General features: G+C 40.8%; 13 protein-coding genes. 8 read left to right on the top strand and 5 right to left on the bottom strand.

What is annotated here, in order from left to right:
• Positions 1–38: 38 nt before the first annotated feature.
• Together MMU07_RS01065 and MMU07_RS01060 are read right to left on the bottom strand one after the other, a co-directional pair.
• Positions 39–1,142, bottom strand: coding sequence for a trans-sulfuration enzyme family protein (locus MMU07_RS01065; RefSeq protein WP_241123970.1), 1,104 nt, complete (start codon positions 1,140–1,142; stop codon positions 39–41).
• Between the two features lie 88 nt (positions 1,143–1,230).
• Entirely contained in the window at positions 1,231–1,710 is a 480-nt protein-coding gene (locus tag MMU07_RS01060) for a DUF4293 domain-containing protein (protein WP_241123969.1), read from the bottom strand.
• Positions 1,711–1,816: 106 nt separating this feature from the next.
• On the opposite strand from MMU07_RS01060, the gene truA reads away from it, so the two are divergent.
• From truA to hemE, 6 genes are all read left to right on the top strand, one after another.
• Positions 1,817–2,569, top strand: coding sequence for a tRNA pseudouridine(38-40) synthase TruA (gene truA / locus MMU07_RS01055; protein ID WP_241123968.1), 753 nt, complete (start codon positions 1,817–1,819; stop codon positions 2,567–2,569).
• 13 nt (positions 2,570–2,582) lie between these two features.
• Positions 2,583–4,358, top strand: coding sequence for an ABC transporter ATP-binding protein (locus MMU07_RS01050; protein WP_241123967.1), 1,776 nt, complete (start codon positions 2,583–2,585; stop codon positions 4,356–4,358).
• A 234-nt stretch (positions 4,359–4,592) separates the two neighbouring features.
• The gene (locus MMU07_RS01045; protein WP_241123966.1) at positions 4,593–5,174 is read left to right on the top strand and encodes a hypothetical protein; all 582 of its coding nucleotides are present in this window, start codon (positions 4,593–4,595) and stop codon (positions 5,172–5,174) included.
• 155 nt (positions 5,175–5,329) lie between these two features.
• Positions 5,330–5,851: a hypothetical protein gene (locus tag MMU07_RS01040; protein WP_241123965.1), complete on the top strand. Its 522-nt coding sequence runs from the start codon at positions 5,330–5,332 to the stop codon at positions 5,849–5,851.
• Positions 5,852–5,943: 92 nt separating this feature from the next.
• Positions 5,944–6,477, top strand: a complete 534-nt coding sequence (locus tag MMU07_RS01035; protein WP_241123964.1) for a hypothetical protein — start codon at positions 5,944–5,946, stop codon at positions 6,475–6,477.
• 214 nt (positions 6,478–6,691) lie between these two features.
• Positions 6,692–7,717, top strand: a complete 1,026-nt coding sequence (gene hemE, locus MMU07_RS01030) for a uroporphyrinogen decarboxylase (protein ID WP_241123963.1) — start codon at positions 6,692–6,694, stop codon at positions 7,715–7,717.
• A gap of 723 nt (positions 7,718–8,440) precedes the next feature.
• Here hemE and budA read toward each other — a convergent pair.
• From budA to MMU07_RS01015, 3 genes are all read right to left on the bottom strand, one after another.
• Entirely contained in the window at positions 8,441–9,166 is a 726-nt protein-coding gene (gene budA / locus MMU07_RS01025) for an acetolactate decarboxylase (RefSeq protein WP_241123962.1), read from the bottom strand.
• Between the two features lie 583 nt (positions 9,167–9,749).
• The gene (locus tag MMU07_RS01020) at positions 9,750–10,550 is read right to left on the bottom strand and encodes an MOSC domain-containing protein (protein WP_241124015.1); all 801 of its coding nucleotides are present in this window, start codon (positions 10,548–10,550) and stop codon (positions 9,750–9,752) included.
• A 118-nt stretch (positions 10,551–10,668) separates the two neighbouring features.
• Positions 10,669–10,905 carry a hypothetical protein gene (locus tag MMU07_RS01015; protein ID WP_241123961.1) on the bottom strand — a complete coding sequence of 79 codons (237 nt, stop codon included), beginning with the start codon at positions 10,903–10,905 and terminating at the stop codon, positions 10,669–10,671.
• 665 nt (positions 10,906–11,570) lie between these two features.
• On the opposite strand from MMU07_RS01015, the gene MMU07_RS01010 reads away from it, so the two are divergent.
• Both MMU07_RS01010 and MMU07_RS01005 read left to right on the top strand, forming a co-directional pair.
• On the top strand, positions 11,571–14,591 hold the full coding sequence (locus MMU07_RS01010; protein ID WP_241123960.1) for a SusC/RagA family TonB-linked outer membrane protein: 3,021 nt from the start codon (positions 11,571–11,573) through the stop codon (positions 14,589–14,591).
• 18 nt (positions 14,592–14,609) lie between these two features.
• A complete protein-coding gene (locus MMU07_RS01005; protein ID WP_241123959.1) occupies positions 14,610–16,127 on the top strand; it encodes a RagB/SusD family nutrient uptake outer membrane protein in 1,518 nt (505 codons plus the stop codon).
• Positions 16,128–16,147: the final 20 nt, after the last annotated feature.

Raw genomic sequence — 16,147 nt, 5'->3', positions numbered from 1 at the left:
TACCGTTTCAAAAATATAAAGGCTGTCCTGAACAGCCTTTATTCTTGTAAGGCCTGACTCAAATCTTCCAATAAATCATCCAAATGTTCCAAGCCCACTGACATCCTAATCAGGTTTGCAGGTGTTTTACTGTCTGGACCTTCGACCGCAGCCCTTCTTTCGACCAAGCTTTCGACTCCTCCAAGACTGGTGGCATTGGTAAAATATTTAAGTTTTGAAATGACCTTATCTGCCTCGGAAGCACCTCCTTTGACAAGGAAGGAAAGCATGCCCCCAAAACCCGACATTTGGGAAGCAGCGATCTGATGATTTTTGTGGGATCTCAATCCGGGATAGCAGACCTCTTCGACCAAGGGATGCTGGAATAAATATTCTGCGATAATGCCGGCATGTTCGGAGTGGCCTTTCATCCTGTAAGCCAAAGTTTTGATGCTTCGCGTAAGAAGATATGTATCAAAAGGAGAAGGTACCGCACCCCCAACATGTTGGATCATTTTGATTCTTTGCCAAAAAACATCTGCATTTTTGCACATCAAGGCTCCCCCCAAGATATCACTGTGTCCGCCAATATATTTGGTGGTACTGTGCATGACGATATCTGCTCCGAGTAGAATCGGATTCTGAAAAACAGGAGTTGCAAAAGTATTGTCGCATGCCACTTTCGCTCCGATTTCTTTTCCTATTGCCACAATTGCACGAATATCTGTGATTTTCAACAAAGGATTGGAAGGTGTTTCGATCCAGATAAGTCTGGTGTTGGATTTTGCAGATGCCCTGACAAGATCCAAGTCAGCCAAGTCCACAAAACTCACTTCCACGATCCCTTTCAAAATCTCCACCAATTGTCTATGTATCCCGTGGTACATGTCGTCCGGGGCAATGATATGGCTTCCGGGTTCCAATGCCTGAAAGACTGCCAACGCTGCCGCATTACCAGAAGAAAAAGCAGCAGCATCTTCCCCATGTTCCAGTTTGGCCAGGACATTTTCCAAAGCCATCCTGTTAGGATTATTGGCCCTAGAGTAGATCAGGGAACCCTCGTGGTGCACAAAAGTAGTGGAAGTGGTGATGGGCTGCACAGCAGGTCTGTGTGAATCGGTAATGACATTTCCTGCGTGTATGGCGATTGTTTCGAGTCTCATGGCTGTTTTTTTTCAAACTTACTATTTATAAAAACAAAAGCCAGCGAAATCAACCGCCGGCTTTTGTATGATTATGTATGTGGTAATTTTACCTGATCCTATCCACTGACCTGACGAGCATTTCGTCCTTTCGGATAAACCTATTTGCAAGCAGGTTACAAATCATCCCGGCAAAGATCGCCCAAAACCCGGTCACAAAAGCCCCATTGACTTCAGGATTGATAAGGGCATTTGCCGTATGTGTGGTCCATACTATCAGTCCGACATTGACCACCATCACAAATGAATTGACCATATTCAAAAACATTTGCTTGGTTCTGTTTTTGTATTGCATCAAGCTGAAAATCGCAATTCCTGCGGCTACAATGGCAAGGATGGCTATGAATATTTTGGAAGAAGTATCCAAAGTTTCATTGGAAGCCACATCAAGAGTAGTCAGATCCCAGGCAGTGAGGATCATCAATTGGGTCTGGCTTGGGTTGACCTGCTGCCAGATGGGAAAAGAAACCACCAATATCATGGCCACTGCCACAAGAAACAGAAAAACGGTTTGGATGCGTTGTATCATTTTGCTTTTTAAATTTTGACAAAGAAACAGGGTAATTTTTTGATTCGCAAGGTTTGTATAAAAGGTGGTTTTTATTTGCCTTCGAATAATATCTTTGCACTATAAAATGGAAATCCAAAGGTATTTTATAGAATTCGCTTACCGCGGGACGCATTATCATGGCTGGCAATTCCAGAAAAATGCCCATTCTGTGCAAGCAGAAATGGAAAAAGCACTTTCTGTAATTTTAAAGCAACCTTCATTTTTGACAGGAAGTGGCAGGACAGATACAGGTGTACATGCTTCTCAGCAATTTGCTCATTTTGATATTGATTTAAACCTTGACGAAGCGGATTTTGTCAAACGCATCAATGGCGTACTTCCCAAAGACATTGCAGTATATTCTTTACTTAAAGTGAGAAATGATGCCCATGCGAGGTTTGATGCAAGGTGGAGAAGTTACCTCTACAGGATTATTTTGCGAAAAGAGCCTTTTGAAGAAGAAAGGGCATGGTTGATGCATTATATTCCGGACGTAGATAAAATGAATGAAGCTGCCAAACTGATGTTGAATCATGAAGATTTTCAATGCTTCTCAAAGGTGCACACTGACGTCAATCATTTCAACTGTAAAATAAAAGAGGCGTATTGGGAACAAAATGACCATCAATTGCTCTTTCATATAACTGCCAACAGGTTTTTGCGTGGAATGGTAAGAACAATTGTAGGGACTTTGGTCCAAGTGGGGTTGGGAAGACTTGACTGTAATCAGTTTCAGGAAATTTTAGACAGCAAAAACCGCAGTCAGGCAAAGTCCGCTTCTCCTGCGCAAGGCCTTTACCTTTGTAAGATTGTTTATCCCCAAGAAATATTTATTTAAATACTGAATTATTTTGAGCCTGGAAAAAGAAAATATCAAGAGTGGTGACATCATAGATGCGCAGGTATTAAAGAAACTGTATCAGTTTGTCAAACCATACCAAGCCCGCTTTTACTTTTTGGTATTCCTTACTATTGCCATGGCTTTACTGGCTCCAACTCGTCCTTATTTCATTCAGATTGCCATTGATGACTATGTGGCAGTAGGTGACAGTAATGGGTTACTGAATATTATTTACTTACTCATTGTCCTGCTATTGCTTCAGTCTATGGTGCAGTTTGCGCACACCTATCTCTCCGGATGGATCGGGCAGGTGATTATAAAGGACATCAGGATCAAACTTTATCGGCATCTTCTCAAGATGAGGTTGAAGTTTTTTGACAACACTCCTATTGGAAGATTGGTCACAAGAAATGTGTCCGATGTGGAAACCCTCGCCGATGTATTCAGCGAAGGCTTGGCAGCCATCATTGGAGATTTGCTTCAATTGGTAACCATATTGGGAGTGATGTTTTATGTAGATTGGAAACTGACATTGGTCAGCCTGAGCACCTTACCCCTCCTCATCATCTCTACTTATATCTTCAAAGAAAAAATCAAAGTAGCCTTCAATGACGTCCGAAATGCGGTTTCCAACCTCAATTCATTTTTGCAGGAACACATCACCGGGATGAACATTGTGCAGATTTTTAACCGTGAAAAAAGAGAATACGAAAAGTTCAAAGATATCAACAAAGAACACAGGATAGCCCATGTCAAATCGGTATTGTATTATTCAATCTACTATCCTGTAGCTGAAATTATTCAGGCAATAGGCACGGGAATTGTGGTATGGTATGGTGCAACAGGTGTTTTTGATATGGAAATACAGATCGGTATCCTGATTTCCTTTATCATGTACCTGCAGCTTTTCTTTAGGCCCATCAGGATGATTGCTGATAGATTCAATACCCTGCAGATGGGTGTAGTCAGTTCTTCGAGGATCTTAAAACTCCTGGAAAATGACGATCAAATCCCAAATGAGGGAAAGCATAAACCCGAAAAAATTGAGGGGAACATCAAATTGGAAAATGTATGGTTTGCCTATAATGACGAGGAGTGGGTGCTGAAAAATATCAATTTCGAAGTCAAACACGGGCAAACTGTCGCCATGGTCGGTGCCACAGGAGCAGGAAAATCCTCTATCATCAACCTGATCAACAGATTTTATGACATCAACAAAGGCCAAATAACCCTTGACGGCACTGACATCAAGGAATATGAGCTAGGCACTTTGCGCAAACATATTGGCGTGGTATTGCAGGATGTTTTCTTGTTTTCGGACACCATACTGAACAACATCACACTTGGCAATCCAGAGATCACACGGGAAGAAGTTATGAAAGCTGCCAAATTGGTAGGAGCCAAAAAGTTTATCGAAAGGCTGCCGGGAGGCTTGGATTATAATGTCATGGAACGGGGCGCCACTCTTTCTGTAGGACAAAGGCAGCTGATATCCTTCGTCAGGGCAATAGTCTACAATCCGGAAATCATTATTTTGGATGAAGCTACTTCTTCTGTCGATACTGAAACTGAGGAAATGATCCAAAAAGCCATTGCTAAAATGATGAAAGGAAGAACTTCCATAGTCATTGCGCACAGGCTTTCTACCATCCAAAAAGCCGACAAAATCATGGTCCTCCACCAAGGCGAAATCAAAGAAACCGGAACTCATGAGTCGCTGTTGGAATTGGGAGGGTATTACTCCAAACTCCATCAAATGCAACTCAAGTCGATGGTGATTGGGTAGAGGGAGGAAGTTGGGAAGTTGGAAGGTAGGAAGTCAGGAAGCCAGGAAGTGACATAAGTAAGAAAAAAAGAGGGAGGAAAATGTGGAGTGGAATGGGTCGGATCACAGATACTCCTTGGAAAGGCTTAGAATTGGTGTGTCTCGGTTCTCGCTTCTATTCTCTCGCTTCTTGATCCTTTATCGTGTCTCACGTCTCATATCTAAAAAGAAAAACTAAACCAAAAATAAAACACATTGAAAAAGTTACTTGTCTTGGCATTTGCCATATTGCCGTTTTTTGCTTTTGCCCAAGAACCGGGCATAGGATTGAGGTTTGGAGAACCCTTCTCTATTACCTACAAGACGTTTATTGATGATAAAATTTCCCTTGAAGGAATGATAGGAAGAGGCGGACCAAACAGCGGTCAATATTACAGAAGAGATTTTGACACCAATAGACCCAGTTCCAATGCTTTTTATGTTGGACACAGTACTTCAAATTCCTGGTCTCTGAATTTTAGAGGGGCTTACCATGAGGATTTTACTGATGATTTCAACATTGGATCCGGCTACTTATTGGGTTACGTCGGGGCAGGGGTTCAGCTTCGTTCTGTATTGGTAGACTATGCCTTTACAGACTCCTCAGTTTCGCAGGCGACCTTGCGAGAAACACGGAGAAACATGGATTTTGGCCCTGAGGTGTTTGGTGGAGCAGAGTATTATTTTGATGAAGTCCCGATTAGTGTGTTTGGGGAAGTGGGTTTCTTCATGGAATTGCTAGACCGCTTTGGCCACTTCAGGCTTCAGGGAGCTATTGGAGTGAGGTATTTATTTTGACCTGATACCATGACTAGGGAAAGGCTTTTTGAAATTAACCAAATACCACAGTCGACAGGTCACACCTGTCCGCCTTGGCGGAGCCACATCAAAAAAAACACACTCCAGGTTTTATTTATTTACCGTAAAGAAATCATTGATAACCAATACTTATCATGAAAAAAAAGATTGCTCTCTTCTCATTCATTTTTTTGGTGGTGACGGGATTATTTGTTTTCTATACCATGGGAGGCTTCAATGAAGTCCAATTAGAAGTCTTAGAAAGGAAAGACATCAGCTTATCAGGAAGGCATTTTATAGGAATCCCGCAGGATAAGAAGCTTGCAAAAGCCTTTCAGGAAATTGAAAATATCAAAAATGCTCATCCTGAGGCAGCTTTGCATACCATCTATTATGCAGAGCCTTCAGGCAAATTAGATACTATGGAAGTCTTTGTTGGTTTGGAATCAAAATTGATGGACAAAAGTGTCAAATATGATCAGGTCATATTTACAGGGGAAAATGTTATTATTGCCACCATAAAGTCCCATCGATTTGTGATGCCAGGTCCATCAAAAATCAAAAACATAATCATCGACCATGCAAAGGAAAACCATCTGCCCATACCAGATGTGTTTATTGATCAGATTATAGGTCTCGATGAAGTAAAAGTCATCGGAATCAAATCCGCAAAATAAAACCTGTTACAATTTTGTATCGTTGACTTGGTTTAGTACCGCTATTTAAGTTTCAATCTTAGTTTTTAATCCACTACCAAAACAGAAATTTTATGAAAAAACTACTTTCATTCTTATTATTGGGAGCTTTGGCCTCAATGCATGCATGTGTAGGTCCGACTGGACCTCCAGGAGTTCCGGGGCCTCAAGGGCAAGATGGTAGGCCAGGTATTAATATTTTAGCCGAGGCTTTCGAAGTAAATATTAGTTTTACAGCTACAAATAACTACCTGGGAGTTTGGGATTTTCAGCCTGCTATTGAAGTGGGTGATGTAGTCTTGATCTATGTCCGGTGGGAAACAGCTAATGGTAATGCCATTTGGAGAGCATTGCCTCAGACTGTCCTTTTTGACGAAGGAACCTTAATTTATAATTACGATTTCAGTAGATTTGATTTCAGTATTTTTCTAGAATCAAATTTTGACCGCGCTTTATTGGGGACAGATTGGACCGCAAACCAAAGATTCCGTGTAGTAATTGTCCCGGCGGATTTGAGTTCTAGGATTGATTACAACGATTATGAAGGTGTGCTCAATATGCTTGGTCTCACTGAGGATGATTTTGTGAAGCTAGAATCAAGAAAATAAAATTCAAAAGCCTCCAACATGGAGGCTTTTTTTTGCCTTTCTCAAATCCCTGTTATTTTCTAGCAAGAAAAATTCGGGAAAGACCGAATCAATTTGTAAAATGAAGATTTGGACCAAAGATTTTTCAAAAAATGAAACCCATTCCCAAACAAAGTACACCGGAAGTTTTTAAGTCCTTAACTCCTAATTCAAATTCGGATTCTATATTTGCATCATGAATTTGAAAAATGATTTATTGATCCGTGCCGCAAAAGGCGAAAAAGTAGAAAGAACACCCGTGTGGCTGATGCGTCAGGCTGGAAGGATTCTCCCGGAATACCGTGCGGTCCGGAATAGTGTGAGTGGATTTATTGAACTGGCACAAACACCTGAATTGGCCGCTGAGGTGACCATACAGCCCGTGGATATCTTGGATGTCGATGCAGCGATTATTTTTTCGGACATTTTGGTCATCCCTGAAGCCATGGGATTGCCTTATGAAATGCAGGAAAAACGAGGCCCCTGGTTCCCTGAAACAGTAAAAAATGTCTCTGATTTGAAAAAATTGAGAATTGCAGACGGCGTAGATGACCTCAGCTATGTGATTGAGGCGATCAAAATCACCAAAAAAGCACTGAACGGCAGGGTTCCATTGATTGGATTTGCAGGAGCGCCATGGACCATTTTTGCCTACATGGTCGAAGGGTCAGGCAGCAAGACTTTCTCGAAGTCTAGGGCCATGCTCTATACCCAACCGGAGTTTTCGCATAAGCTGCTCCAGATGATTACTGACAGCACGATCAATTACCTGAAAGCGCAAATCGCAGCCGGAGCCAATCTGGTACAGTTGTTTGACAGTTGGGCAGGAATCTTACCACCAAACCATTACCTAGAGTTCTCCCTTCCGTATATCTCCCAAATCTGCAATGCCATCCAAAATGTACCGACCACGGTTTTTGCGAAGGGTGCTTTTTTTGCGAGAAAAGAAATGTCTTTGTTGAATTGCAACACAATCGGTTTGGATTGGAATATGGGAATAGCTGAATCAAGAGAATTGATCGGACCCAATAAAACCTTGCAGGGAAATTTGGATCCCGCTGCTTTATATGGCAGCGCCAAGGAAGTCGAGGCCGCTACGAGAGAGATGATGGATCAATTCAAGGGAACAAGGCACATCGCAAATCTTGGTCATGGTGTCTATCCGGACATTGATCCTGAGATGGTAAAAGTGTTTATTCAAACGGTTAAAAGTTATTCCTAATTCTATTTACCGCTATGGACGCAGAGGTTTCGCAAAGGTCGCAAACGAATAAGCACTGAAAGTGCGGAATACCCAAGCGATGGATGCAGCCCATCGTTAAATTTGAGTAAAAGTTGGTCTAAAGCCCTGAAGGGGCGAAAGAAATTCGAAAAACTCCTATTTCAAAAAAGGAACCAACTCATCCCAAACCTTTTACCGCAAAGGACGCAGAGGTTTCGCAAGGGTGTCAAAGGATTTTAAACTTCTCTGTTCTTGGAGAAATGCTTAAATCTCACTTTTCATAGCTCCATCCAAAAACCGGAATCGTCTTGTTTGTCTTTGTCCCCGAGTGATCCGGAAGGCTATATCGGGGTCACTCGGGGCTACCCATATTTGAACACCACGCATACAACGCCACAATTGTTTAGGTTTAACTAGAATACTATTTAACTGATTTTATTTGTTTTCCAAATTTCCTCGGAGAATCTCTATGGTAATTATTTTTATTGTCTGTACGCATTGATGCCTGCAATATGATAATTCGATTTAATTCATGGCAAAACACTAAAATAACCGGTACTTCCTACTTCGTCCCGATAGCTCGGGATTCGTCTGTCCCGCTTGTAGTAAAATATCGAGTTACTGGCAAAGAAGCGAATAACCATTTTATTTTTTTCGCAGTTTTCAGTACAGATGTTGATTTAGGTTAGAACCATGGTAATATGCAGGTCTAGATTTATATATTTATTTTTCAATTTTTTCCAATTCCGCACTACGGTCATTGGTAAAATCTCCTCTAAAAAAATCACTCCGTTCCGGTAAAATCAATTGGTATTGAGACAGAAGGCCTATTTCCATGGTACCTGACTTCATTTCAAAATTTAATATATGACCTCCTCCTGTTCTATCAGTTGTAAGAAAATGCAGATGCAGGCCTGAAACATTTAACCCTTTTACAAAATTAGGTGAATAGAATCCAACAATATCTCCTGTTACATTTTCAAAATCGAATTCCGGTTGCCCTGCTGCAACCTCAGCCAGATCAGGATAGGGTTTGGTCTGTAGAGGCACACTCCTCGTCCGTACAAACCGAAATTCTCCTTGCAATTTGACAGCATAAAACATATTTGGTGTGGGGAAATAATGAGAGAAACCCCCTTTAAGGCTATCGAATGACAATTCTACCAATGAAAGTTGTTTGTCTGACCTGAAGTTTGTGATGACTGCAAAAGGCGTCAAAATATCACCTGATGGTCTTAGAACTTCACCTGATGAAACTACCTGAAATAAGGTGTCATTCAAAATTATCATTTCTCCATCCAGGGCGTGGAATGTACCAATTCCAAAATCCCCCTTTTCCATCATTTTTCCAACCGGATAGACACCATCATAAAGTCCCTGAAGCAAAGCATCAATTACCGAAACCTGAAATAAAATACCTTCCTGATTTAATTCTTTTGGGGTTTCCAAATGGTCATTTTTACAACTCCAAATGGATATCAAAGCGAAACACAATATTGAAAATGAATTTTTCAGGGTTGGTTTTGTGAGTGAGCGGATTGACATGGTAGAAAAGGGTTGAAAATCAAATATAGGTCCTTAGGTGAGTATCCTCAAAAAAAACCAATTAATACCTCGGAATTGTAAATAAACAATGTCAGCTTCAATAATCAAAAATAGGTAAAAGTCTGTAGCGCTGAATATTGTATCCTGATCTCCAATTCCCTCAGCGAAAATCAGTACGTAGGTTTATTATTTTCAGCAAAGGAAAAAGAGGTTTGGTAATGGTCGCAAAGGATTTTTAGCTTCCCTGTTTATGGAGGAAAGCTATTCATTCTATATTCCTAGTTTCTTCCAAAAACCGTAATCGCGGTTCAGGTTTTTTCGCCGAGTGGCGTTACTTAATCGCTATTAATATAATTGATCCCTTCAGGATCATATTTCCCGCCGATGGTAGTGCCTCCAAGCCATTATTCATGCAGCATTTTAAATTCTCATCTTTTTTCCTCTCTGATCCCTGGGGTGATTATTTGTTTGCTGTTGATTTCATTTTCTATTTCAGGAAAGGAACTACCTCATCCCCTACCCTAATCCTTTGTCCTTGGAGTAAAAGCATATTTTGACCAAACATCACCTTGTGGTCAAAAGTCCGATAGGTAGCCAAAGTCTTCAAAGGTTCTTTGCCTTTTTGGGCCGTTTCCTGATTAACGGTCGTCAATACACATCGAGCACAAGGTTTGGTAATTTTAAATTCAGCAGCCCCTACTTTGATTATGTCCCAACCATCATCTTCAAAAGGCAATCCTCCTGCAAAAACTAAATTAGGCCTAAATCTGTCCATGGGCACAGCTATCTCCAATCTGGAATTGAGCTCCTCCAATGAAGCCTGACCGATCAATAAATAAGGCATTGCATCCGCAAAACCTACAGACTCATTATTGACGGCATATTTAGGAGATAGTTTCCTTTCGGTAGTCTCAGGCATGATGACTAGTTCACATTCCAAACCGAGCGTTTCTGAAAACCATCTGCTAACCTCGTGATCCACTATCTGCCCAATCACTAAATCATCCCAAATTCTGACAGTTAAAAAATCCTCCGTTTGGGCTTGAAAAGGAAGGTGAATCCTTTGAATATGGTTATTTTTGTGGTATACCAAGAGACCGGAATCCTTGACTTCCACTTGTAAAAGTGCCATTTCAGGAAAAGTCCTTTGGGTCAGAAATACTCCCTCTTTGTCAACTAACATCCACCTCCTGTCATATTGCAAACCCCGTTCCTCCAAGACTGATTCCTCTAACCTGATACCACCAAGTGACTTAATGGGATAAATATATATGTCCTGTAAATACATCATGACTGAAATTGGGTAAGAAATAGGTTGGTTTTGGGGAAAAACAAAATTTAAATTCCAAATCTATGGCCGTCTTTCAGGTAGGAAAATCAATTGATCACATAAAAAATCAGCTTACCTACCTTAATTCCTTAAACCTATCAGGAATTTGTTGGGGGATAAATTTGGTAACAATATTTCTGATCGGATTTCCCTCGCCTTGACTCCAAGCATAAAATGGATTGAAAAGTTGGTAAGCAATGGTGTTTTTAGAAGATTGATTAGAATAAAAAGCAGCTGTACCGATACAAATCAGGAAGACAAGTACCCATTTTTTACGCTCTTTATCTCTTTTGCCTTTATCAAAAACCTTCATGCCACTAAGATATTGAATGGAATAAATATTTGCATCAAATAAAGAAAAAATAATAACAAAAATACTAACGCTCAAGTCAGCTTGAATATTGGAAAATGAAAATTTGCTTCAATCAGCTCCCAAACCAAACTACTAATGGAATTGCTTAGAGATACAGTTTTTATTTAAAAGTTAACGCAAAAAAACTATCTTATTCCCAATTTTAAAGTTTGGTTTTACTATCTAAAATTCTTTGTGAACATATCGATTTTCTTATTTTTCTGAACCAAAGGAAAGTCAAAAAAAACTTAACCTAAAATCCTGATAATTGCCATTTTACCATCTCTTTATCGAAAATGCAAAAATAAGCTTACTCGATGGTAATATGGTACAGTTTGACATTTAAATACCCAAATGATTAATTTTGATGATCAATTTTCACATTTTTAATAAAATCGAAAAATTTTAAGTATTCGAAAAATTCAAACGTTTTCGGTTGCAAATTATAATAGTAAAAATTCTTTTTGTTAACGATTAATAAAAAATACCATTATTCTGTTAACTGACACATAGCCAAAAGGTCAAGAAGGCATTTGTTAAAAATTGCAAAATATAATTTAAAGATTCAATTTAGAATTGAAATCAACTACACAAACAATTTCGTTTTTTTCAAAACAACAAACCCTATGAGAAATTATTTACAAAAACTAAAAGCTTTTGCTATTGTTTCAGTACTGATGGTGGTCAGTATTGCCTCTGCATTTGCTCAAGGCCGGGAAGCATCAGGAACTGTCCTGGATGCTACCTTAAGAGATCCCCTTCCGGGAGTAACAGTGCTAGTCAAAGGTACAACTAGAGGTACCACTACTGACTTGGACGGTAAATTTAAATTAGATTTACAGCCGGGAGATGCCACATTGGTTTTCTCCTTCGTTGGCTTCACCCCGCAAGAGGTAGCTATTGGGAACCAAAGTGTTTTCAACATCGAATTGGCTGAGGATATCCAAAGCCTACAGGAAGCTGTAGTCATCGGTTACGGTACACAGGACAAGAAGGAAATTACTTCTGCTGTAACAAGCGTCGGAACAGAGCAATTCAACCGTGGTAACTTCCCAAACCCAACTCAATTGCTTCAGGGTAAAGTAGCCGGTCTTTCCGTAACCCGTGCAGGTGGTAACCCTAACTCACAGCCAACTTTGAGATTGAGAGGTATTTCATCATTTGGAGCAAATCAGTCTCCCCTAATTGTATTGGATGGGGTTATTGGTGCTTCCATTGATGCCGTCGACCCTAATGACATCGAGTCATTTGATGTATTGAAAGATGCTTCCGCTGCTGCTATTTATGGGACAAGAGGTTCTGCAGGTGTGATTTTGATCACTACCAAAAAAGGTTCTTCCAAAAAAGGAGGAGCAAATGTAACCATCAATACTTTTGGTGCTGCCGAGGTAGCAACCAATCTTATTCCAATTCTTTCTCCGGAAGAATTTGTGGCTAGAGGTGGAATAGACTATGGTTCAAGGACTGATTGGAGAGACGAAGTGACCCAGACTGCATTGAATGGAACTGTCAATGCATCCGTATCAGGTGGATTTGATAACACCAATTACCTTGCTTCTGTCAACTATCGGAATAATGATGGTATTGTAAAAGGAACAAACAGAGAAACCTTGAACACCCGTTTTAACCTTAACCATGGTCTCTTGCAGAACAGGTTGAGAATGAACATGAGTTTAGCCTATACCCAAACAAGCACCGAAGACGTAAACGGAGAAGCAGTTAGATATGCTACTATTTATAACCCTACTGCTCCGATCTTTGAAAGAGATTTTACTCCCGCTGGCGAAGAAACCGCAGCTGCAAGGGAATTAAGGTTAAGAAATGCAAACAGGGATTTTGGTGGTTATTTCCAAAGACCGTTGTTTGATTATTTCAACCCCGTTGCATTAATCAATCAGCAAAAATTTACAAATGATATCAAGAGTGCCATCTACTCTTACCGATTGGAATATGACTTAAGTGATAAATTCACAATAGCAACCCAGTTTTCTGAAGATAGATTGACTGTGAATTCTACTTCATTCTTCTCTTTTCAGGACTTCAATAATGGATTTGGACGTAGTGGTTCTGCAGGTCAAGACCTCTTTAACAGAACTACAAGTATCTGGAACGGTACCATCAGATTCCAAGATGAGATTTTTGACAAAATGGATTTCACTTTCTTAGGAGGTGCCGAAACACAGATTTTCAATGAAAACGGATTCAATGCTTCTTCTTCCAGATTCCTTTTTGACCAAGGTGCAAATAACCTAGGCGCAGGTGGGTTAAGATTTGGTCCAGGAACAGGAATGGGTTCATTTGCTACCAGAGCGGTCTTGAATTCCCTGTTTGGTAGAGCAAACTTCAACTACAATAACACCTATTTCTTCTCTGCTTCCGTGAGATCTGAGACCTACTCAGGATTCGGTAAAGAAAACCAAACTGGTATCTTCCCTGCCGTTACTGCAGGTGCTGACTTGACGCAGGTTTTGGATATGGGACCTTTCAGCCAGTTTAAGCCTAGGGCTTCATTTGGTATTGTAGGTCAGTTACCTCCTTCCCCAACATTGGCTTTGGGTATTTTTGGAAATGGAAACAGGATTCCATTAAACTTGGCAGAACCTATCAACTCGGTATTTGTCGGCGTGAATCAATTGCAAAATCCTAACCCTCAATTGAAGTGGGAAACCACTCAAGAATTGAACTTTGGTCTGGATTACGCCTTGTTCAATGGAAAAATCACTGGTACCATGGATTATTGGAGAAGAAATATCTCTGACTTGTTGTTCAATACGCAAGTGCCTATAGGTGCTCCTAACGAATTCGATCCTGGAAACTTCTACACCGCCCCCTCCATTTGGGCCAACATTGCGGACTTGTCAAGTGCAGGTTTTGAATTCCTTTTGAATGTCAACAATGTCAAATTGGGAATGGTAACTTGGAATCCTTCTGCAAACTTCACAATCTACAGAAGAACGACTATAGACAGGATTGGTGTAGGTTCCATCAGCCTACCTGAAATCCGTCAGGCAACACCTGGAGCACCAGGACAGAATAACAACGAAATTGTTTGGAACAGGGTAGGTGAAGAAATAGGTAACTTCTACGGTCCAAAATTCTTGGGCTTGACAGAGAACGGAGAATATATCCTAAGCACTGAGAGACCTGAAGAATTTGAAAACTTAGGAAACGGTCTTCCGACTGCTGACTTTGGTTTTTCTAACTCATTCTCTTACAAAAACTGGGATTTGAATTTCTTGTTAAGAGGAAGTGTCGGACACTTGATCTACAACTCCTTCAGAGGTTTCTATGAAAATGCCGATGCTGCTTCTAACACCTGGAACTCCGTTGTTACCAAAAACACGCCAATCAGTCCACTTGTTACTTCAACCCCTACATTCTCTGACCTTTACCTAGAAAGAGGTGACTTTGTAAGATTAGACAACTTGCAGTTGGGCTACAACCTCCCTGTTAAGTCTGCCGCAATCAGCAATTTCAGATTGTATGCAGGTGTTCAAAACCTTTTCACGATCACACAGTTTTCCGGTGTAGATCCTGAAGTAAGATGGACAGACGGTGGAAATGCATTGGCCCCGGGTATCGAAAGAAGAAATACCTACTTCGTTCCCAGAACATGGACTGCAGGCTTAACGTTTACATTAAAATGACATAAACTCAAATTAAATATGTTACGATCAATTAAATCATTATTTGTTGGAGGTCTTGTGGCAATTACCATGGGATCGTGCTGGGAGTTGGAACAAGAGGTTCTGACAGGTATAACTCAAGACGATTTGGCAAACAGCCCTCGTCCGGAGTTGATTGAAGTACTGAAGCAATCTGCCTATGCTGCCGTAGTCGGCAACTGGGGAGGTCACGGAGGTATGTGGAGTATCAACGAAGTCTCCTCTGACCAATTGGCAATTCCTCAAAAAGGAGCTGACTGGGAAGACGGTGGTATTTGGCTTAGAAACCACAGACATACTTGGGCTGTAGGTGACGGCGCTTATAACGGTGCTTGGCAATATTGCTTCAGAATTGTGGGTGAGTCAAATTTATTGTTGCAACAATACCCTGATGTGGAAGCTTTAGGTGCTGAATTAAGGGTTTTAAGAGCCTTGGCTTACCTTTGGTTGATTGACAACTTCGGTAATGTGCCGATCATTGTTGAGACAGACAGAGGTGGAAACCCTGCCCAAAACACAAGAGCCGAGGTTTTCGCTTTTATCGAAAGTAGTATCAAAGACAATGTGGATTTACTTCCAAAAACCAATGTAAAGACCAACTTGAATTATTGGACTGCTCACATGATTTTGGCCAAGCTCTATCTGAATGCAGAAGTGTATTTGAGTGCAACTCCGGGTGTATTGGATCCATCAAAAGGAAAATGGGCAGAAGCTGAAGCTGCTTTGAATGTCATCATCAATTCAGGTCAGTACAGTTTGACACCAAACTTCTTCCAAAATTTCTCAGCTACGAATGCAAATTCAACTGAGAACATGTTTACCCTTCCTTATGATGCTAACAATGCCGGCGGGTTCAATATTCACCAAATGACTTTCCACTATTCAAGTCAAGCTACATTCAACTTGGTAGATCAGCCTTGGAATGGTTATGCCGCTTTGGAGGAGTTTTACAACAGTTTCGAAGCCGGTGACCTAAGGATAGGTTCATTGAGAGAAGGTGTACAAACATCTTCGACAGGAGTTATTCTTACCGATGGTGCCGCAGAGGCAAATGATCCTGATGGTCCGGTGATAAATTTCACTCCTAATATCAATCAATTGGCACCAAATGCCTTTAGACAGGCTGGAACCAGAATCAACAAATTCGAAATTCCTCTAGGTTCTGCTCCTAACTTGAACAATGACTTCCCTATCTTCAGGTATGGCGATGTGATCTTGATGAAAGCAGAATGTGCCTGGAAACTTGGAAGAACTTCAGAGGCCATTGCTTTGGTCAATCAGATCAGGGCGAGATCTTCTGCTCCTGCTTTGACTACTTTGGATGCTGATATCCTATTAGCGGAAAGAGGAAAAGAGTTCTTTGCTGAAGGGCAAAGAAGGTCAGATTTGATCAGATTTGGAAAATACACTGCTGCATGGTGGGAGAAGCCAGCTTCTCAGGCATTTAGAACATTGTTCCCGATCCCTCAAAACCAGCTTCAGGCTAATCCTAACCTGCAACAAAATCCGGGTTATTAATCCAAAAAAAGTTATACCAA

Origin of the sequence: Cognataquiflexum nitidum (assembly GCF_022538055.1) — a bacterium.
GTDB classification, from domain to species: Bacteria; Bacteroidota; Bacteroidia; order Cytophagales; family Cyclobacteriaceae; genus Cognataquiflexum; species Cognataquiflexum nitidum.
Note: the sequence above shows the minus strand (reverse complement) of the source record. Positions and strands in the feature narration are given on the sequence as shown.